Origin of the sequence: Pseudomonas huaxiensis (assembly GCF_003231275.1) — a bacterium.
Classification (GTDB): domain Bacteria; phylum Pseudomonadota; class Gammaproteobacteria; order Pseudomonadales; family Pseudomonadaceae; genus Aquipseudomonas; species Aquipseudomonas huaxiensis.
Genome location: NZ_QKVL01000006.1, coordinates 22,170 through 41,299 on the forward strand (window position 1 = coordinate 22,170; position 19,130 = coordinate 41,299).

General features: G+C 60.4%; 20 protein-coding genes and 1 tRNA gene. 7 read left to right on the forward strand and 14 right to left on the reverse strand.

Annotated features, from left to right (window positions below):
• Positions 1-102 precede the first annotated feature (102 nt).
• Positions 103-2,142 carry a multicopper oxidase family protein gene (locus tag DM374_RS09340; RefSeq protein WP_225422464.1) on the forward strand — a complete coding sequence of 680 codons (2,040 nt, stop codon included), beginning with the start codon at positions 103-105 and terminating at the stop codon, positions 2,140-2,142.
• A 43-nt stretch (positions 2,143-2,185) separates the two neighbouring features.
• Here the strand turns inward: DM374_RS09340 and DM374_RS09345 are convergent, their stop codons facing one another.
• The 3 genes from DM374_RS09345 to DM374_RS09355 all read right to left on the reverse strand — a co-directional run bounded on the left by DM374_RS09345 (position 2,186) and on the right by DM374_RS09355 (position 4,537).
• Positions 2,186-3,481 (reverse strand): NAD(P)/FAD-dependent oxidoreductase, encoded by a 1,296-nt coding sequence (locus DM374_RS09345; RefSeq protein WP_110969587.1) that lies wholly within the window; start codon positions 3,479-3,481, stop codon positions 2,186-2,188.
• An 84-nt stretch (positions 3,482-3,565) separates the two neighbouring features.
• Positions 3,566-3,739, reverse strand: a complete 174-nt coding sequence (locus DM374_RS09350) for a DUF3094 family protein (protein ID WP_095154410.1) — start codon at positions 3,737-3,739, stop codon at positions 3,566-3,568.
• A gap of 168 nt (positions 3,740-3,907) precedes the next feature.
• Positions 3,908-4,537: a DUF1780 domain-containing protein gene (locus DM374_RS09355; RefSeq protein WP_095154412.1), complete on the reverse strand. Its 630-nt coding sequence runs from the start codon at positions 4,535-4,537 to the stop codon at positions 3,908-3,910.
• 139 nt (positions 4,538-4,676) lie between these two features.
• On the opposite strand from DM374_RS09355, the gene DM374_RS09360 reads away from it, so the two are divergent.
• Positions 4,677-5,366: an energy-coupling factor ABC transporter permease gene (locus DM374_RS09360; protein WP_110969588.1), complete on the forward strand. Its 690-nt coding sequence runs from the start codon at positions 4,677-4,679 to the stop codon at positions 5,364-5,366.
• Here the strand turns inward: DM374_RS09360 and yacG are convergent.
• From yacG to DM374_RS09380, 4 genes are read right to left on the reverse strand one after another with little or no spacing between them, the layout of a single operon-like run.
• Positions 5,363-5,569 (reverse strand): DNA gyrase inhibitor YacG, encoded by a 207-nt coding sequence (gene yacG / locus DM374_RS09365; protein ID WP_095154416.1) that lies wholly within the window; start codon positions 5,567-5,569, stop codon positions 5,363-5,365. The two genes, DM374_RS09360 and yacG, sit on opposite strands and share 4 nt — an antisense overlap.
• Positions 5,566-6,189, reverse strand: coding sequence for a dephospho-CoA kinase (gene coaE / locus DM374_RS09370; protein ID WP_110969589.1), 624 nt, complete (start codon positions 6,187-6,189; stop codon positions 5,566-5,568). Before coaE ends, yacG begins: the two co-directional genes overlap by 4 nt.
• The gene (locus DM374_RS09375) at positions 6,189-7,055 is read right to left on the reverse strand and encodes a prepilin peptidase (RefSeq protein ID WP_110969590.1); all 867 of its coding nucleotides are present in this window, start codon (positions 7,053-7,055) and stop codon (positions 6,189-6,191) included. Before DM374_RS09375 ends, coaE begins: the two co-directional genes overlap by 1 nt.
• Before the next feature lie 2 nt (positions 7,056-7,057).
• On the reverse strand, positions 7,058-8,263 hold the full coding sequence (locus DM374_RS09380) for a type II secretion system F family protein (RefSeq protein ID WP_110969591.1): 1,206 nt from the start codon (positions 8,261-8,263) through the stop codon (positions 7,058-7,060).
• Between the two features lie 212 nt (positions 8,264-8,475).
• Between DM374_RS09380 and DM374_RS09385 the strand changes: the two genes are divergently transcribed.
• From DM374_RS09385 to DM374_RS09400, 4 genes are all read left to right on the forward strand, one after another.
• Entirely contained in the window at positions 8,476-8,892 is a 417-nt protein-coding gene (locus tag DM374_RS09385; RefSeq protein WP_110969592.1) for a pilin, read from the forward strand.
• Between the two features lie 55 nt (positions 8,893-8,947).
• Positions 8,948-9,023, forward strand: a tRNA-Thr gene (locus tag DM374_RS09390).
• Positions 9,024-9,415: 392 nt separating this feature from the next.
• Positions 9,416-10,078, forward strand: coding sequence for a hypothetical protein (locus DM374_RS09395; RefSeq protein WP_110969593.1), 663 nt, complete (start codon positions 9,416-9,418; stop codon positions 10,076-10,078).
• A complete protein-coding gene (locus DM374_RS09400; RefSeq protein WP_075804446.1) occupies positions 10,075-11,187 on the forward strand; it encodes a helix-turn-helix domain-containing protein in 1,113 nt (370 codons plus the stop codon). The genes DM374_RS09395 and DM374_RS09400 overlap by 4 nt, the downstream gene beginning before the upstream one ends.
• 519 nt (positions 11,188-11,706) lie before the next feature.
• On the opposite strand, the gene DM374_RS09410 is transcribed toward DM374_RS09400, so the two are convergent.
• The 7 genes from DM374_RS09410 to DM374_RS09440 form a co-directional block, all read right to left on the reverse strand.
• Positions 11,707-12,258, reverse strand: a complete 552-nt coding sequence (locus DM374_RS09410; protein WP_110969594.1) for a Panacea domain-containing protein — start codon at positions 12,256-12,258, stop codon at positions 11,707-11,709.
• A gap of 490 nt (positions 12,259-12,748) precedes the next feature.
• Positions 12,749-13,432 (reverse strand): response regulator transcription factor, encoded by a 684-nt coding sequence (locus tag DM374_RS09415; protein ID WP_110969595.1) that lies wholly within the window; start codon positions 13,430-13,432, stop codon positions 12,749-12,751.
• Between the two features lie 116 nt (positions 13,433-13,548).
• Complete coding sequence (locus DM374_RS09420; RefSeq protein WP_157969678.1) at positions 13,549-14,613, reverse strand: hypothetical protein; 1,065 nt, start codon at positions 14,611-14,613, stop codon at positions 13,549-13,551.
• Entirely contained in the window at positions 14,600-15,808 is a 1,209-nt protein-coding gene (locus DM374_RS09425; protein ID WP_110969597.1) for an SDR family oxidoreductase, read from the reverse strand. The genes DM374_RS09420 and DM374_RS09425 overlap by 14 nt, the downstream gene beginning before the upstream one ends.
• Complete coding sequence (locus tag DM374_RS09430) at positions 15,805-16,233, reverse strand: hypothetical protein (protein ID WP_110969598.1); 429 nt, start codon at positions 16,231-16,233, stop codon at positions 15,805-15,807. Before DM374_RS09430 ends, DM374_RS09425 begins: the two co-directional genes overlap by 4 nt.
• A gap of 24 nt (positions 16,234-16,257) precedes the next feature.
• Positions 16,258-17,187 carry a permease gene (locus DM374_RS09435; RefSeq protein WP_110969599.1) on the reverse strand — a complete coding sequence of 310 codons (930 nt, stop codon included), beginning with the start codon at positions 17,185-17,187 and terminating at the stop codon, positions 16,258-16,260.
• Between the two features lie 40 nt (positions 17,188-17,227).
• On the reverse strand, positions 17,228-18,076 hold the full coding sequence (locus DM374_RS09440) for a ferritin-like fold-containing protein (RefSeq protein ID WP_157969679.1): 849 nt from the start codon (positions 18,074-18,076) through the stop codon (positions 17,228-17,230).
• A 181-nt stretch (positions 18,077-18,257) separates the two neighbouring features.
• Between DM374_RS09440 and DM374_RS09445 the strand changes: the two genes are divergently transcribed.
• Positions 18,258-19,118 carry a phosphate ABC transporter substrate-binding protein gene (locus DM374_RS09445; RefSeq protein ID WP_110969601.1) on the forward strand — a complete coding sequence of 287 codons (861 nt, stop codon included), beginning with the start codon at positions 18,258-18,260 and terminating at the stop codon, positions 19,116-19,118.
• The last annotated feature ends 12 nt before the right edge of the window (positions 19,119-19,130 follow it).

Genomic DNA, 19,130 nt, shown 5'->3' on the forward strand with positions numbered 1-19,130 from the left:
GCTCGGGCTTTTCCCTGCGCCAACAGCGGCCGTGGCAGGCGGGGAGTCTGCTCGTGTCCGCTTTATTGTCGTTTCCCGACAAAATATTGCAGGAGCATTGGCATGACAGGATTTCACACGCGCCGCCGGCACGGCTGGCCGTTTGGCCTGAGCGCATTGGCACTGATGTGCAGCGCCGCAGCGGTACAGGCAGAGCAACAAGCCCGGACCTTTGCCAACCCACCATCCATCGAGCAGGTCGCACCAACGCTCAAGAGCGCCCGCGGCACCTTGCTGATGAAGGCCGAAGCGCCGGCTGGCGCGGTGGTCAATCCTCACGCCGGTAAAGAGCGTCTGCTGAACCTGGTGATCGATTACACCGACAGCACCATTTATGACCCTGCCACCCAGAATTCTGTGCCGGTCCATCTGCGCAGCTACAAAGGCACTGGCGTCGACCCACGTACCCCGTTTGTGGCGCCAACCATCAATGTCACGCCGGGCGATACAGTGCGGATCAACCTGGATAACCGTCTTCCACCGGAAGACAGTTGCACCGCCAGCGATCTGCCAATCAACAAGCCGCACTGCTTCAACGGCACCAACCTGCACTCTCACGGCCTGTGGGTAAGTCCGGCGGGCAACAGTGACAACGTGCTGTTGAAGATCAAGCCGAAGCAGAAATTCCAGTACGAATACAACATCCCGGCGGATCACCCGGCCGGCACCTTCTGGTATCACCCGCACCTGCACGGCTCGACGGCGCTGCAAGTCGGCAGCGGCATGGCAGGGGCTTTAGTGATTCGTGGCGATCGTTTGCCGACTTCGGAGTCCAACGGCGATATCGATACCCTGCTCAAGCCGATCCAGGGTCAGGATTTCGTCGAGCGCCTGGTGGTGCTTCAGCAAATTCCTTACGTCTGCCTCGGAAAGGACGGCAAAACCAAGCGAACCAAAGACGGTGATGTGGATTGGAGTTGTAGCTCCGGCGAAACGGGCGTGGTGGAGTCCTACGACGCATTCGGGCCGGGCGAGTGGGGTAAGTCGGGTCGTTACACCAGCGTGAACGGCATGGTCCAGCCTACCTTCGAGGCGCGTACCGGTGAAGTGCAACGCTGGCGTCTGGTGCATGCCGGTATCCGCGAAACTGTGACCCTGCAGTTCGTCAAACTCAAGGACAGCGCTGCGTCCCAGAGCCTGGCGGGTGTGGCGGCGGCCGATTCGGAGAAGTTCATTGAGCAGAACTGTAATGGCGAAGTGGTGCCGTACCAGGTCATCGCCGCAGACGGCCTGACCATGGCCAAGGCCCAGAACAAGGAGCTGCTGACCCTGCAACCCGGCTATCGCAACGATCTGTTGATTGCCTTCCCGGAGAAAGGTCGCTACTGCGTGATCGATCGTTCCGAAGCACCTGCGGGTAACGTGACCCAGCTCACCAGCGATCACCAATTGCTGGGCTTCGTCGATGCCGAGGCCGGTCAGGCCGTGAGCGACAAGAAAAACCACATCAGCAACGTGCTGATCGCTGCTGCCCAAGCGAACATGCCGGAGGGCCCGGTTCGCGAGCAAGTGGTGGCCGACCTGAAGAAAGACCTTCTGCTGACCAGCTTCGTGCCTCATCGCACCATCGAAGAAAGCGAGCTGGTGAAGGATGTGCAGCAACTGGTGTTCAAGATTGGCAAGAACAAAAAGGGCGTCACCGAGTTCGCCATCGGCACTACGGCGGAGAATGCCCAGCCGTACGACCCGGCCGTGGTCAATCGCGAGCTGAAGCTGGGTGATGCGCAGAAGTGGGTGTTGCAATCAGCCGTGGCGGGCCATCCGTTCCATATCCACGTCAACCCGTTCCAGATCCAGAAGATCATTGCGCCAGACGGCGTGACCGATCTCAGTGATCCAGGCGTTGTGGATAACCTCGACAAGGATCATCCCGATGCGCAGTACGCCGGTCTCAAGGGCGTGTGGAAGGACACCCTCTTCGTCAAACCCATGACGGAGGATGGCAAGTACTACACGATCTACGTGAATACCCGTTACCAGCGCTACATCGGTGAGTTCGTGCTGCACTGCCACATCCTCGACCATGAGGACCAGGGCATGATGCAGAACGTGCGGATTTCGCTGGATGGGACGCCGGGTGACGCGCACGGGGCGCATCACTAGCGTCTAACGATTTTGGGGCTGCATCGCAGCCCCAAAATACGGATCAGTGCAACTTCAGGCGCGGCTCGGTCCCACGGCCGATGCGGCTACCGAGCATCAGCATCAAGGTCCGGAACGTCCCGTAAAGCGCCATCTGGTGCATGCGGTACAGCGACACATAGAACATCCGCGCCAACCAGCCTTCCAGCATGACGCTGCCGGTCAGGTTGCCCATCAGATTTCCCACCGCCGAGAAGCGCGACAGCGACACCAGCGAGCCGTAGTCGAGGTAGGTGTAGGTCGCCAGCGGTTTCCCTTCCAGACGAGCCTTGAGGCTCTTTGCCAGCAGCGATGCTTGCTGGTGAGCGGCCTGTGCCCGCGGCGGTACATTGCGGTCGCTGCCCGGCTGTGGGCAGGCGGCGCAGTCTCCGAAGGCGAAAATGTTGTCGTCCAGGGTGGTTTGCAGGGTCGGACGTACTACCAGTTGATTGATCCGGTTGGTTTCCAGGCCATCGATGTCCTTGAGGAAGGCGGGGGCACGGATGCCTGCGGCCCAGACTTTCAGACTGGCTTCGATGACGTCGCCATTGGCGGTCTTCAGGCAGTCGGCGTTGACTTCGCTGACCGAGGCGTTGGTCATGACCGTGATGCCGAGTTTTTCCAGGGTCTTGTGTACCGGCACGCTGATGCGCTCTGGCAGCGCCGGCAGAACTCGCGGCCCCGCCTCGATGATGGTGATGTGCATGTCTTCCGGTTTGATCCGGTCCAGGCCATAGGCTGCCAGCTCATGGGCGGCGTGGTGCAGTTCGGCGGCCAGTTCGACGCCGGTGGCACCGGCACCGACGATGGCGACGCTGATCTTTTCCTTGGCCTGATCGCCAGCGTGGGCGCGCAGGTAGTGGTTCAGCAGTTGCTGGTGGAAGCGCTCGGCCTGTTTGCGGGTGTCGAGGAACAGGCAGTGCTGGGCAGCGCCCAAGGTGCCGAAATCGTTGGTGTTACTGCCGACGGCGATGACTAGGGTGTCGTAACCCAGAGTGCGCGCGGGCAGCAGCTCGCGGCCATCTTCGTCGAGGGTGGCGGCCAACTGGATCTGCTGGGTGGCACGCTCAAGCCCGCTCATGCGTCCGAGCTGGAACTGGAAGTGATTCCACTTGGCCTGGGCCACGTAGTTCAGTTCGTCCTCGGAGGAATTCAGCGAGCCAGCGGCTACTTCGTGCAGCAACGGTTTCCAGATGTGGGTCAGGTTGGCGTCGACCAGGGTAATACTGGCTGTGCCCTTTTTACCCAGGGTCTTGCCCAGGCGGGTCGCCAGTTCCAGGCCGCCGGCGCCGCCGCCGACAATCACGATACGGTGAGTCATGGAGATATCTCATAAGGTTTACGGAATTCGGGTCCTGACGGGCCGGCCGCGTGGGGCGGGCGAAGTGGGCGAGCGCAAGGCAGCTCATAGCACCAACAAACTCAGGAGGCGGCTCACCAGCCCCAGTACCACGGTCACGCCCACGACCAATGCAAGGAGCAGCCAGGGCCGAAAAGGCTTGCGCTCGACTTGATGTTGGGGGGCTTGCAGGTACTGATCGACACGTCGCTGGTCTTCGGGGGTCAGGCGGCTGGTCATGGTGGCCTCGGCAGGTAGACGCTTGGAGTTGTGGGAAAGCTACAGGGTTCACTGTAGTCGCTTGCCACTGGCGTACCTGCCGGCAAAAAGCTCGCATCAATAGCGAATGATTGCGCTTTGTATCACCGGTGTCGGATTTATGCCATCCCGCTTTAGCCGGAGAACGGATCAGAGGCTGATGCCAACGTCGAAGACAATGCTGCGCCCCAGGTTGCCGCGCAGAAAATCGGGCGCGTCGGGGTGGGCGAAGATCACCCGGGCAAAGGTCGGGCCGACCAGTGACAGGGAGCGCCAGCCCTGGCGCAGGTACTCGGTGGGCGGCGGGAAGTGGCTGTTGAGGTCGAGGGTTTCGCGCTTGAGGCTGGCGAAAGCAATGATGTCCAGCTCACCCAGATCCAGCCCGCGCTCGCGGTAGTTATGGGCTTTTTTCCTCAGGGTGGGGGCCAGCCGTTGCAGCAACTCGGGAGCGCCGATACGCCGTGGGCGAGCTTCGCGACGGACCAGTTGTGACAACGAAAACGCGCTGCGCCGACGCTGCAACTCTTCGCGCCATTCGTCGTTCAGGCGACGGCCCTCGTCCAGCACGAAAAACACCTCGAACGCCGCGTCGCGGAACAAAACGTCAGGCGGCTCCTGGCCGGCGGCGGTGAAATCCTCGCTACGGTAGGGAATGTTCAAGCCTTGTAGCAGGCGTTGGCAGACCCAACGCTCGCGTTCCCATTTGCGGGCATTGGAGAGAAACGCATTGGCTTGTTCGGCCTGAATGGTGAGCAGGCGCAGGTAGTCTGAGTCATCCATAGGAAACAAGCTTAGCGCCCAATTCCGCTTTGAGGGAGCAAGTGGCTGATTCTGGTCGGTTTTAGCTGCGCCAGCGCAGGGAACGCTGGCGAGCCGGGTGTAGACTGCCAGAATCCCCCGTGAAGAAGGGCTGTCTGCCGTGATTGGTGCACAACTGCTGTCGGATCTGAGCCTGACCCTCGGCTGGATCATCTTCGTGCCACTGCTGGCCTGGGCCGTGGCGAGTACCCGTTGGGTCGAGCTGTTTACCGACAGCCGACGCCAGCACCTGTTTCTGGGCACGGTGTTCGCGTTGTTTGCGCTCTGGCTGGTACGGCGGGATTTCGAGACCGGCCTGTCCTATCACTTCATTGGTATGACCGCCGTGACCCTGCTGCTGGACTGGCCATTGGCCGTGCTCGGTGCGTTCATGGCGCAGATCGGCCTGGTTTTGCTGGGGCGTCAGGACCTGGCGGCGATGGGCGTCAATGGCGTGTTGTTGATCGGGCTTCCGGTGCTGGTCACCGAGGTCTGCGCGATGCTTGTGGAGCGGGCACAACCACGCAATCTGTTCGTTTATATCTTCTGTTCGGGATTCTTTGCCGCGGCGCTGTCGGCGTTGGTGTGCCTGCTGGCAAGCCTGGGCGTGCTGTGGCTGGATGGGCGCTTCGTGATGCCGGTGTGGCTGGAGGACTTTATCGGCTACCTGTGGCTGGTCCTCTTCCCTGAAGCCTTCATCAACGGGATGGTGGTCAGCGCGCTGGTGGTGTTCTGTCCGGAATGGCTGGAGACGTTCAACAGGACCCGCTATTTGCAGGCCCCGTGGAAGGATGACGGACCGGAGCCTTAATGTGGCTCGCGCGGGTCGAATTCGCCAGAGAACAGTTCGTCCTCGGCATCCGGTGCGACCGGAATCTTGTGCTCTTCGGCGGCCCAGGCGCCCAGGTCGATCAGCTTGCAGCGATCAGAACAAAACGGTCGGTTCGGGCTGGTAGCGCTCCATTCGACAGGGGCGCCACAGGTTGGGCAATCAACGTTCAGCGGCTGGCTCATGTTCGGCCTCCTCGCAAAGTCAGGTAAAAGTGGTGCAGGCGGTCGACTTCCGAATGCAGCCAGGCCAGGTCGCGGTCATTGACCAGCACATCATGGGCATGGCGCAGGCGCTCTTCGCGGCTGGCCTGGGCCTTGAGGATGGCCTGGACCTGCTCCGGGCTGGTCTGGTCGCGCAGCAGGGTGCGTTCGATCTGCAAGTTCTGCGGAGCGTCGATCACCAACAGGCGATCGGTGCGCTGGTACTGGCCCGACTCGACCATCAATGGCGAGACGAACACGGCGTAAGGGGATTCGGCCTTGGCCAGGTAGCTGAAGATCTCCTGGCCTATCAGCGGATGCAGCAGGGCTTCCAGCCAGCGGCGCTGTTCCGGGTCGGCGAAGATCAGCTCACGCAGCGCGGCGCGGTTGAGCTGGCCGTCTTCCAGCAGTACGCCGGGTCCGAAGCGTTCGACAATGCTGGCCAGCGCTGGACGACCGGGTTCGACCACCCAGCGGGCGGCCTGGTCGGCGTCCACCAGGTGCACGCCCAGCTCGACGAAGCGTTGCGCGGCCGCGCTTTTGCCGCTACCGATGCCTCCGGTGAGGCCGAGAATCCAGGGGGTGAAAGCGGGCGTTGTCATCAAAATCCAGCGTGATGCAGATAGGAAGTGGTTATTTGACCACCCCAGAGCAGCGCGATCCAGCCTGTCAGGGCCATATAAGGGCCGAAAGGTATCGGCGTGCTGGCGCGTTTACCGGCCAGGCGCAGCAGGATCATGCCGAGAATGGCCCCCATCAACGACGAAAAGAACAGGATGAACGGCAGGATTTGCCAGCCACCCCAGGCGCCGAGCAGGGCCAACAGCTTGAAATCGCCATAACCCATGCCTTCCTTGCCGGTGATCAGTTTGAACAGCCAGTACACCGACCACAGGCTGACATACCCGATCACCGCCCCCCACAGCGCCTGTTCCAACGGCACGAACAGCTCGAACGCATTGACGATCAGCCCCAGCCACAACAACGGCAAAACCAGCGCATCGGGCAGCAGTTGGTGTTCGATGTCGATCAGGCTCAGCGCAAGCAGTCCCCAGCTCAACAGCATGAACGCCGCCGCACTGGCGCTGAAACCGAAGTGCCATGCGGCGAACAGGGTCAGGCCGGCGCTGGTCAGCTCGGTCAGGGGGTAGCGAAGACTGATGCGCGCCTTGCAGCCGGAGCAGCGACCCCGCAAGAACAGGTAGCTGATCAGCGGTATGTTTTGCCAGGGGCGGATACGCTGCTGGCAATGCGGGCAGCGCGAAGGCGGGAGAAACAGGTCGAAACGCTCGCTCGGCTGCATCGGCAGCGCCAGCGCCTGGCGCGCGTCGTCGCGCCATTGGCGTTCGAGCATCAGCGGCAGGCGATGGATCAGCACATTGAGGAAGCTGCCGACGATCAGGCCAAGCAGCAGGGCGCTCCCCAGAAAGGCCAGCGGCTGGTTGGCGACGGTGTCCCACAGGTTCATGTTCAGATCACGTCACCCAACTGGAAGATCGGCAAGTACATGGCAATCACCAGGCTTCCGATCAGAAGCCCCAGTATCAGCACGATCACTGGTTCGAGCAGGCTGGTGAGGTTTTCGATCAATTGATCAATGGCCTGTTCGTGGTGGTTGGCGATGCGTTCGAGCATATCGTCCAGCGTGCCGGATGTCTCTCCGATACCGCACATCTGTACGCAGAGGTTGGGGAACAGTGGGTTGGCTCGCATCGCCGCACTCATCGAGAGGCCATTGCCGAGGTCGTGGCGCAGGCGAAGAATCGCTTGTTCGTATAGCGCGTTGCCGCAGGCTCTGGCCACTGGCCCAAGCGCTTCGACCAAGGGGATGCCCGCCGCGAAGCAGGTGCATAAGGTCCGCGCGAAGCGGGCCAGCGCTGCGTGTTGCAGCAGGGTGCCGATCAAGGGCAGGCGATGGCCGAGGCGCAGCAGCCACAGGTGAAATTTCAGGTGACGGCGAAAGGCCTGTTGCACCGTGATGCCTCCAGCCAGCAACAAGGCCGCCATCAGCAGGATGTGATTGGACAGCCAGTCGGCCAGGCCAATCACCATCAAGGTGAACGCCGGCAGCTCCGCGCCCATGCCGGCGAACAGCACCTCGAACTGTGGCACCACCTGGAGCAATAGCAGGCTCGACACCCCCAAGCCCACCATCAACACCAGCAGCGGGTAGATCATCGCTTTCTTCATCCGCGCTCGCAGGGTGGCGCGTTTTTCCTGGAAGGTCGCCAGTTGCTCCAGCAGGGTATCCAGGCGCCCGGAGGCTTCGCCGACCGCCACCAGATTGCAGTAAAGCGTGTCGAAGTAGCGCGGGTGCTTGCGCAGGGCTTCGGCCAGGCTGTGGCCGGCGCTGATGTCGCGCTTGAGGGTGTGCAGCAGCGTGATCATGCGGGTGTTCTTGCTGCCCTCGGCGATGATGTCCAGGCCATGCAACAGAGGAATGCCTGCCTGGAACAAGGTCGCCAGGTGGCGGCTCAACTGGGTGAGTTGCGCCGCGCTGATCTGCCGCGAGAACTTCAATGTCGAGACGCGGCGCGAATGGTGGATGCGAGTGGTATGGATGCCGCGTTTGCGCAGCATGGCTTTGATCAGCGCCGGGCTTTGCCCATCGCTGCGGCCGCTGACCCGGGCGCCGTTCCGATCGACTCCCTGCCAGTTGTAGGTTCTGGTTTTCATGGTTATGGCGACGTCCTTGTAGCAATTGGCCAAACACAATTCCCGTAACAGCTCCAGCCGGCAGTGCTTCCCGGCCCGCACTAGAGTAGTCGAGCTGCCCTGGCGGTCCTGCCTGGCAGGGTGACAAAAGGTGTCGGCTCGGGCCTACTGGCGCGCTTGTCGGCATAACCGACCGATATGACTTGAGGTTTCAGTAATTGGGGAATGCATCCATGAAGGGGCAACGCGGTATTACATTGATCGAGCTGATGATCGTCGTGGCGATCATTGGCCTGCTGGCGACCATCGCCATGCCGCTCTACACCAACCACCAGGCACAAGCCAAGGCGACTGCCGGCCTTGCCGAAATCAGCGCGCTGAAGACCGGTTTCGAGGTTCGGCTTACCCAGGGCGCGGACATCGCCAATGTCACTCAGATTGGCGGCCAGGAACGCACGGCGAACTGCACCATCAGCGCCACGGCGGTAGCCGCCAGCGGCACCGGCAGTATCGCCTGCACCCTGGTGGACGCACCGGCGCCGGTGCTCGGCAAGACCCTGACCCTGGCCCGTTCGGCCACCGGCTGGAGCTGTAGTACCGACATCGGTACGGACCAAGCGCCGAAAGGCTGCGAGGCGAAGGATCAATAGCCTTATTAAACAGTGAATTGCGCAAGGCTCACGGCAGTGGTAGCGTTGGCGCCACGCCGGTGTAGCTCAGTCGGTAGAGCAGCGCACTCGTAACGCGAAGGTCGCAGGTTCGATTCCTGTCTCCGGCACCAGTAAAATCAAGGCTTGCAGCGATGCAGGCCTTTTTTATTTTTGGGGCGGGCTAGCGCAGGGCTAGCAAGATGGAGAATCTGAATTTCGAAAGAGTTCGAGCTTGGATCCGACTCTCCGGCTGGTTTACATGCTGGGAAACATTAGGATTTCTGCCCCTTTTTGCTTCAGATTCCTCATCTGGCTGGAGTGATCGGATCAATGGCCGACCGCAAGTTACTTGCGAGTCATTGGAGGCGGAGGTCACTTGATTCGGCGTTGGGCTGGCGATTCTATCCGCCCCATTTTTCTCTCAAACTCGCCAGTAGGCGTCCGAAGTGACTCTTAGTGCGCTTCTTTTTTTTCTACATCGAATGATGTATAAAAATCGGAACCCGACAAGAGAGTTCCCCATATGGCCATGGATTTTCTGGATCAAGTCGAGAGCTTGCCACCTGAGCAAGCGATTGAGCGTCTGCTGGGCATTACCGCTGAAGAGCTACGCACTATTGCTCTCCAGTGCTACCGCGTAGCCTCGAATGCCGGCCCGCTGCAGCCGAAAGGCTCTAGGGGCACATTGGCTTGGATCTACGGCACGGAGGCGCTTCGTGCGTTGACCATTCCCAAAGGCTGGAAGCCCACGGATCCTAGCAATCAGCCACGGATTGTTTCCCCGGATAACAAGCATGCGATCACGCTGTGTTGCGGTGATGAGAATACGGGCAACCCCTATGCCATACCGCTTACACGTAACAAGAGAGGCAACCGGACCAGTCGCAGCGTTCACTACAATGTTCGCCAGTTGGACATGTTCCCGGTGGAACTCAGCGATAGGCAACGACTCCCACTGGACACGACTGCTGAGCAGATCCTTTGGATGCTGCTTTTCTACGTAGATGTGGAAAATCAAACTGTGCATTACGAGCTCTCTAGGCCGATGAACATGGCCGACAACGGCAAGGTTGACGGATGGCAGCCGCGCTTTATCATGCCGCCCCTGAACCTTAATGCCCCCGAAGATTTCGGTGGGTCGGACACCAGTCCCTCTATCGATATTCCTGTGACACCGAGAACATGAACGACATAAGCGATTTCAATCCGGCCCGTTTGGTGCTAGCTCGTCAACGCCGTGGATGGACCAAGAAATCGCTTGCGGACGCAACATTGCTCAGCAGCAAGACGATTTCTTTGTACGAGAGTGGGGATCAACTCCCAACAGAAGAGAGCTTGGGCAACATTGCCCAGGCCCTTGGCTTCCCGATTACGTTTTTTAGTGGTCGCGATGTAGAGGCCCCAACGGAAGAAAATGCGAGCTTCCGTTCTTTTTCACGAATGACTGCTGGCCAGCGTGATGCAGCTCTTGCCGCCGGTGGTATTGCGTACATGCTAAGCGACTGGATCGATTCGCGATTTAACTTGCCGAGCCCTATGGTTCCGGACTGTTCCGGTATGGATCCCGAGGCCGCTGCAGAGGCGGTACGTGTTGAGTGGGGTTTAGGTCAGCTACCCATTAGAAATCTGGTACACCTTCTTGAGCTGAAGGGCGTCAGAGTTTTTTCCTTGGCCGAAGAAACCAATCAGGTCAACGCATTTTCTTGTTGGAGAAAAGGCACCACGCCGTTCGTTTTCCTGAATACCCAGAAGTCTGCAGAGGCGAGTCGGTTTGATGCCGCCCATGAGCTCGGGCACTTGGTGTTGCACAGACATGGCAGCAACAAGGGTAAAGAGGTGGAGAACGAGGCGAATGCTTTCGCGTCAGCCTTTCTCATGCCCTATCAAAGCATCCTCGCTCACGGCTGGAACATTCGCTCTGTAAAGGACATTGTGCGCGCCAAAAAGCTCTGGAATGTCTCGGCGATGGCGTTGGCCTACCGCCTTCACAAAACCAGCGTCCTCTCGGAGTGGATCTATAGAAGTATCTGTATCGAGCTTTCCACGATGGGGGCCAGAACTCAGGAGCCGGAGAGTTCTCAGAGAGAAACGTCACAGGTGCTTCAAAAAGTCTTGGGGCTCGCTAGAGATACTGGTCGCTCCTTGAGCGGAATTGCAAGAGAGTTGGATGTCGCGGTCGATGACCTGATTCCGATCCTGTTCAGTATGGCTCCCGTTGCCATAAGCGGAGACTTGGCAGCTCAACCGGTTACCGTACCAAGAAAGAAGCCCAATCTACGATTGGTTAAAACTTGACCCTCGTAAGACCTTTACACCAAAAAGCCGCCATCACAGGCGGCTTTGTTGGCACAAAACACTAGCTTCTAGACGCAACCGTCCCGCCAAGTCACCTTCCGGACCTGATCGCAGATACCTAGATGCCGTGTCTGCGTAGATAGCGAGAGATTTTAGCTGCAACCAAGTCTGACACATCGAAGCCGGCTCGGACTTGGTTGTATACGTTCTGGCTGACAGGCGAGTCGGGTCGTACATGCCCTGCGATAATCTGGTCTTCCAGGCGCGGGACTCTCAGCACAGTGGCCCCTCTATAGACGACAAAGCTCTCGCGAGTGATGAACGGATGGCAGCCTGCCTGGAGCACGCATGCAGGATCATGAAAGGCTCCGGGCTGAACAGTTGAGAAATTCACCACCAGCACGCTCATATCGTTCAACTCTCCGCAGTGAACCGGATCGTTCATAACGACGTGCAGGTGGTGTGTAGGGCCAGTGAGGATGAAGAGCGTTCCCTGCTGAAAGACAGTCCTTGGCGGCATTACTTCATCTCAGCGAGTTTCAAACCAAGCAACTTGCGGCTTCGAAGCATCCCCACCTTTTCATGAGCTTGCATCTCGTTGAGCCCAAAGGATTTGAAGGTTACTTCAGTGTCGATCGGCTTGCTGGTGTCGCCTGGGTTCTCCCATTCAGGAAGAGTATGGACATACTCCACTAGGTCCCAGCGCTTCATGTGACCGAACTTGACGAACACTTCGTCGAGAATTTTCAAATCGGCCCGAGACAACTCATCAAGCTCATCCCATGCAAAGTCTCTCTGCAGAGTCACTTCGTTATCGTCGATTGGGGAAATGAACGAGCTCCATGCTTCACTTCTGCGGGTGCCTTTCATCAGGTCGAAGGTTGCAGACAGAACTGGACCGTTTTTCATGTTGCACTGGGCATCATCTGACATAGGAGCGTCATAACGTTCCATGCTCAAGCGATCAGCCAAATAGAGCAGCTTCATCAGCTTGATGTGGGCCATTGGGCCCTCGCGGCGAGCCAAAAAGAAAGCCGCCATGTGGGCTACTTTTTGTTCGGAAAAAATCAAGAGTCACCTCTCTTGCGCCATCCATGGGCATTACGGGTTCGCGGGCGCGAAATTATGGGCGCATGTATCCTTTAGTCAATAGAACCAGTGGGGCGTCCCAAAGTAGCTGACGAGCGGTCGAGCTACGCCCCTCCTGATACATCCTCTATCGGCTGAGTACCACGATCCTTGATCTGGGTATAGCACGCTTTTTGAGTGCGCAAGCAAGCAAGCGACGACATGATGGCAAACCGATTGCACAGTGAGAAAAATAGGACGCATTAGGGCACCATGTGTCCGGTCCATACAGGCATCCTGTGGTGATCCGGTTTTCATCACGTTCTGCGTGGTGCCGAACTGGTTCCGAAGTGCGGGCCGCTCTCGTTATCTCAGATCACAGGCCCTGATGTACTCTGGCGAGACGCAGATGACGAAAGGGTCGTGTTAAGTCGCACGCCTCACCAGGCTTTTGGGTGACGGCCCGCCTGACCCCGTCCTGAGGCGCGCAACATTAGGTTGCCGCAGCAACCCTCAACGCCAACTCAGTCCTATTAGTCACCTCCGCCTTCCTGAACAGCGCATGAATCTGGTTCCGCACAGTGTTAGGGCTTGAGCCCAGTTCGCGGGCGATCTGCTTGTTACTGTTCCCAGCGGCAACCAGCTTCAGGATGTCTACTTCGCGACTTGTGAACTGATACCAGTTCAGACCGGTGTCCTGCTGGGCCTCGGTCTCTTCGGCTCTCAAGTGGTTCTTGTCACTGACATGATCGGCAAGCGCCACCAGCTCCGTTATCAGGCATTTGACCGTCTCGACATCCTTCCAGCGCTTGGTCGAGCTAATGACTGCAAACAGCAGGGTACTGTCGTTTATCTCGGTAGCGTGAATGGCGAAGCGTCTGCCCAGGGTCGGCTCCTGAAGGAGCAGGCGGCGACCGATGCAGGAGCACTGGCCGAGGTCGATGAGGGAGGGGGCCTTGACCGCAGCCCAGAGTGCAACAAGCGAAGCGCAGTGGCTTTGCAGGGTTTCAGGGTCTTCGTGAATCTCTCCTTCGAGGAAGAGGATTTCCTTGAAGTGGACCGTGGGCCCTTTGACGGAGGCGATACCTACGGCCGTACAGTCGATGTCCAGATCCCGAGCCGGGGCTGTCTGGAGAAAGTCCTCAAGCCCCTGCCAGGTGTTTTCGACATGTTCCATAGTCCGCACTCCCTGCTGATTGTGACCCCGTCAGCGCTTGGTGGGTGCGTATGAGAGGCCGGTTGGGGATTATATGGCCCAGACGGCCCCTCGCGACAATCGCTACTGACAGGGCGTCAGCAGCATCCAGTTGAACCCGAGCAGCAAGCTGCCGCTTGAGCCCCTTCAAACGGTGCCAACCCCTTGGTCACCTTCGGGTCTCTCAATGCCGGCGTATTGCAGTCGAACAGCACCGCTTCGGCCAGTGGCGGCTCGTTCACGCTGCGCAGTCCGAGGAACGAACCTTCATAGGGTGCCCGCATCATGAGGTCGTAGGTCTTGGCACACACCGCGACGCGCTCCCCGCGCCGATACACGTGACCATCGTCGTCACGGACTTCGCGCCACGGCCCCCGGTACATGACGGCCTGGCCCAGCTCCCAGCAAGGTCCTTGCTTGCCCTTGTAGGCCTGCACCGTGCACATCCGGACTTCAGCATCACCGATCCTGTCGATGGCTTCGTGGGCCGTCGCCGACCAATGCAGGGTTATCCCGTGGAAACCCGCGCGTTCGAAGGCAGCAATGACGGCGGTCTCGGATAGAATCCTGAGCGGTGCACCGGCCGGCGCGGAGCGGACGTTGTGCAGGGACGCCAATGGCTCGTCGCTCACCAGTACCCCGCAGATAACGGCGCCGGTCAGGCTGAGTGCTCGGAAGGCCTCGGCCAGCAGTTGCTGCTCGGCTTCGGCGCTGACCCGGTTCAGGGTGAAGTCCATGACGATCCGGCTGGCCCAGCCTGTCGCTACGGCAGGAGAACGCTCGATCCCGAAGCGCAGCTTTTCCTCCAGGGCGAGGTAGCCGTCGATGTCGCGCAGCACCGCGCGTTGGAGCAGCGTCTCGATCACGCCGGCATCGCGGGATAGGTCTGGCAGCGCCATGAGTCGAACGGCCCGGGCCTTGCCGACCAGCGCCGTGCTCTTGCGCAGGGAGCGCGGCTCGTGGTCTGCGATAAGGAGTTCGCCACGGAAGGCATCGGCGCACATGGCGAGCAGGTCGGAGTACGCGCCGCCCCACCAGAGCGTGCGCGGTGAGTCGGTGCCATTGGCCTCGCGGTCGAGGTCGTCACCCACCACGGACGCGATGTGCATCAGCTCCCGCTGCCAGGGTTCCAGCCTTGTGGCTGCGGTATCAAGCATGTTCATTGGCGGCGAGGTCCAGGGTGTCCAGGTGGTGGCGGAACTCGGTACGTGCCGGCAGATCCGCAGCAAAGCGTTCGAGGTAGCGCTGAATGGGTTGGGAGGAGCGAACGAACCGGTCCTGGCACACCTTCAGCGTTTCCATCGTGGTTTCGGTGAAGTGCAGTCCATGCTCACGCAAGGTTCGCAGCCATTGGCGATCGAACGCCCATGGGTAAGCACCGATCTCCAGGTTGGTCTGGGCGAAGGTCAGGTAGCCGCGCTGGCGGATGTTGATGGCCTTGAGGTCCACGTCCTGCAGGCTGTCGTAGAAGATCACCGTGTTGGGGCGGGTGACTTCGCAGAAGACTCGCCACAGGTCGCGCATGGACGGGCTGGTCTGGTCGTCCACCACCAGGTTCACATATTCCCCCGCCGGCACCCAGCGGAAGATGCTGGCGATACTGGCCTGGAACACGTCCTGATGCAGCAGGTTGAGCGCCTGGTCAGTGGCAACGGTGTGCAGCTCGGCGTGGTGCCGGTCCGACAGCAGCCGTTCGATGCCCATCCATTGCTGATACAGGCCATAGCGCTTGCCGCTGTAGCGTCCGTCCACCGAGCTGCCGATGACGATCGACGGCCGGACCACCAGGAACGGGATGCCACACTCGGCAACCACTCGCTCCGCAGCGCGCTTGGTCAGGGTGTAGTTGGTCGGGTCTTTCGGCGGCTCGCTCAGAGCGGTTTCGGGCACTGGTGCACCGGAGTAACCCGCCGAGTAGGCAGTGGATACAAAAATGAAGAAGCTCACCCCGGCACGCTTTGCCGCGATGGTCAGTCTTTCGGTGAAATCGACGTTCATTGCCTGCAGGGCGTCGTTGTCGAAGTAGTCCAGGCACCCGGCGCAGTGAACGATGGTGTCCACCTTGCCCGCGCGCAGGGTGTTTTCCAGCAGTTCGACCGTGGCGGTTTCGGCGCCTTGCCAGTGAACCGTGGTGATCTGTCCGGCAACGTCGTCCGGTTTTTTGCCCAGGGCGAACAGCTCGCGCTGGACCTCCTCGGGAATGCTGCCGGTTTCCACTTCACGGCGGGACGGCAGAACCAGATGATCCGCCCAGCCATCGCTGAGCATCTGGGCGGCCATCAAGGCTCCCAGGAAACCGGTACCACCAGTGAGGAAGACACGCCCTCCATGGCGTGCGGTCTGGAGAGGCGTGTTCATCGGGCTCCTCCGCTTGCCACGTTGGGCGCCGTGGTAGTGGGCAACGCGCCCTGGATCATCGCCTGGTCGGGTACGCCGCCGTAGGACAGCAGTTTCTGATCGACGATGACAATCGGGAATGCGCTCAGGCCATGGGCCATAAACAGTTCGGACACCTGCTGGGCCAGTGCGCCTTCGGCTGCATTCAGCTCAGAGGTGATCTTCGGCAGGATGGTTTGTGCCGTGGTCACGGTGACGGTCAGCACCGGCCAGTCGAGCTTGGCAGCAGCCAGAGCCGCCTGCGCAGCTTTCTCGATCTGCTCATCGACTTCGTTGGTACCGGGCATGCAGCAACTGGCGGAGAGCACCACTACGGCATCGTTGCCCAGCGCGCGTTTGACCTGGGCGATATCTGCGTCCGAGGCCTTGTTGAAGAAACCAAACATGTCTTGTCCCTCTTGATTGAGTGGTTACAGCACGAGAGCGACGGCCAGGCCCAGCGCCAGGGCGCAGAGAACGACGGTCAGGGTGTGGGCTATCACCAACGGGAGTCTGAAAAGCCTGAACAGCAGCATCACCTCGGGCGGGCTGGTGCCGATCGCGGCCACGAGGAAGGTCACCAGCGGTCCGACCGGGAAGCCCTTCTCGATCAACGCGAAGCCGATGGGCAGTGCTGCGATGGGCGAGATGTAGAGCGGCACGCCGACCAGTGCGCAAGCCAGATAGAGCCAGGCGGCCGGCAAGCGATCGACGAGGCCCATGAGCATGTCGTTGGGCACGGCGCCGTAGATCAGGCCGCCGATCAGCAGGCCGACCAGCAGGTACGGTGCGACGGTGCGCAGTTCCTGTTTGGCGGCCAGCCAGGCGAAGCGGCTTGCCGGTTGCCAGCCCGGCCAGGCGGCGACTTTCTGCCCCAGGAAGGTTGCGCTGCTCTGTGGCGCCGGGGTGATGGTGACGTGCCTGGCCATGCCCAGGCGGCCTGCGATCACGCCGGCAGCCGAGGTCAGGGCAAGGCCAGCGATGATGAACACCGCCCCGGGGATGAAACCGACGGTCAGGAACAGCAGGATGAAGACGCCTTCGTTGACCACCGGGGACGCCACCAGAAAGGCGAAGCTCGGAACGAAACCCACCCCCGCCCTGAGCATGCCGCTCAGCACGGGAATGGTTGAGCACGAGCAGAACGGGGTAATCACGCCGCCCACGCTGGCAGCAAAGGCCGAACGCCAGCCAGATGAGCCAAGCAGCGAGCCTTGGGTCGCCTGAAAGGGCATCTTCTGCTGCAGCATCACCACGGACCAGGTGACCAGCAGGAAAAGCCCAATGAGCAGGGCACCATCCATGAGCAGGAACTCGAAGAAGGCGCGAACACCCTGCGCTAAGGTCGTGTTATCGGACATACAAGCTCCGCCGTTACTGATGGGCGGGCTGGAACAACGCTCAGGCGTTGGCCAGCCCTGCGTTCAAGGACGGGGTACCGCCGTAGGTCTGCATCGACTCGATCAAGGCGGCAGTTACCACCGGGTCGAAGTCGGCCTTGTCGAGGGTCTCGACGTAGGTATCCAGCGCCTCGATGCGGATTTCGTCGATGTCGGTCTTCAGGTCGCCCAGCGACAGGGAAGCGCAATCGATGTTCAGGCGGTCGCAGAGGAAGTGGCAGCCGGTGCTGACCATGCTGAACAGCTCAGGCATGACGCGGTGGTGAGCCCATTTCAGGCTCTCGTGGACGCCTTCCGGATCCTGGGCGATCAGGCTGCGGATGCGCGCCAGGCCGATTTCCAGGTGCTCCAGCTCGTCGTCGAGGATCTTGTTGGCCAGTGCTGCGGTGTCTGGGTCGCCCTGACGTACCAGGGTGCGGTACAGCACGATGGCCATGGTTTCGGTCATCAGGTCCTGGATCACCAGGCAGGCCGCCAGGTCCTTGTTCTGCACGGCGGTGCTGAAGTGCCGGCGGATGTTGAACCACTGCGGTTCGACGATCTCGCGCATGACGTTGTAGTCGTGGCGCTTGCCCAGGCTGGCCAGCATCTGGATGTGCTTGGACTCTTCGTGAGCCTGCTTGACGGTCTCGATCTTGCTCTCGGTGTCCGGCATCAGTGGGACCATTTCCGAGTAGTTTTCCACCGCCATGATCTCGCCTGCGATCGCGTTCGAGGCGATGTAGGCCAGCAGGTTGAAGTAGCCGTCGCTCTTGTTGTGCTCGGTGCCGAGCACTTCGCGGCGGCTGACGGAGCGCAGGTCGATCGGGGCGTGTGACGTTGGCTGAGTGCCGACAGATGCTTCTTGCATTTCTTGTCCTCCCATTAGGCTTCAAGGGCATTCCCTTGCCGCGACAATTGTCGGGAGGCTGCTGGCGCCGGGCCATAGTACATAGCTTCTATTCAAAGCCCAGGCCCCTACCCCCTACCATGAGTCAGATCACGACGCATCGGTCACTCGGTGCGTTTCATGGAAGAAGCTGGGGAACACGATGAAAACAAGAACCTGGGCGGCCCGGCACGTTGGTGTGCCTGCGCTGTGGATGCTGGGGGCGTTGTTCTGCCTGTCTGGCTGTAACCGCGAAGTAGAACCGAAGGCTGACACCAAGTCGATGCGCGTCAGCGTCGTCGGTGCCAGCACTATCGCGCCACTGATCAGCGAGCTGGCCAAGGCCTATGAGCAGGAGCATCCGGGCGTTCGCATCGAGGTGCAGGCAGGCGGAAGTGCACGCGGCATCATGGATGTGCGCAGCGGTACCGCCGTGCTTGGCATGGTCTCTCGCGATCTCAAGCCCGATGAGCAGGATCTTGAGCATGCACTGATCGCCAAGGACGGCATCGGCATGATCGTCAACAAGAGCAACCCGGTTGCCGGGCTGAGCAAGGAGCAGGTCATCGGGATCTACACCGGCCAGATCACCAACTGGAAGGAAGTAGGCGGCGAAGATGCGCCGATCACCGTGGTGAGCAAGGCCGAAGGCCGCTCCACGCTGGAGATCTTCAGCAGCTTCTTCGGCATTCCCTACAAGGACATCAAGGCCCACGTCATCATCGGCGACAACCAGCAGGGGATTCAGACCGTCGCCGGATCGCCTGCCGCTGTGGGCTACGTCTCCATCGGCTCGGCGGAATACGAAGCCGGGCAAGGCGCGGCGATTCGCCTGATCCCCATGGGCGACCAAGTGCCTTCGACCGCTTCCGTGGCCTCGGGGCAGTATGCGATCAGCCGTGACCTGAACCTGGTCTACAAGACGCCGCTGAATGAGCAGGTCCAGGACTTCGTGGCCTACGCGCAATCGAAGCAGGCCGAGGACTTCGTCACGCGGATGTACTTCATCCCGGTCGTGAAATAACGACCGGCGTTG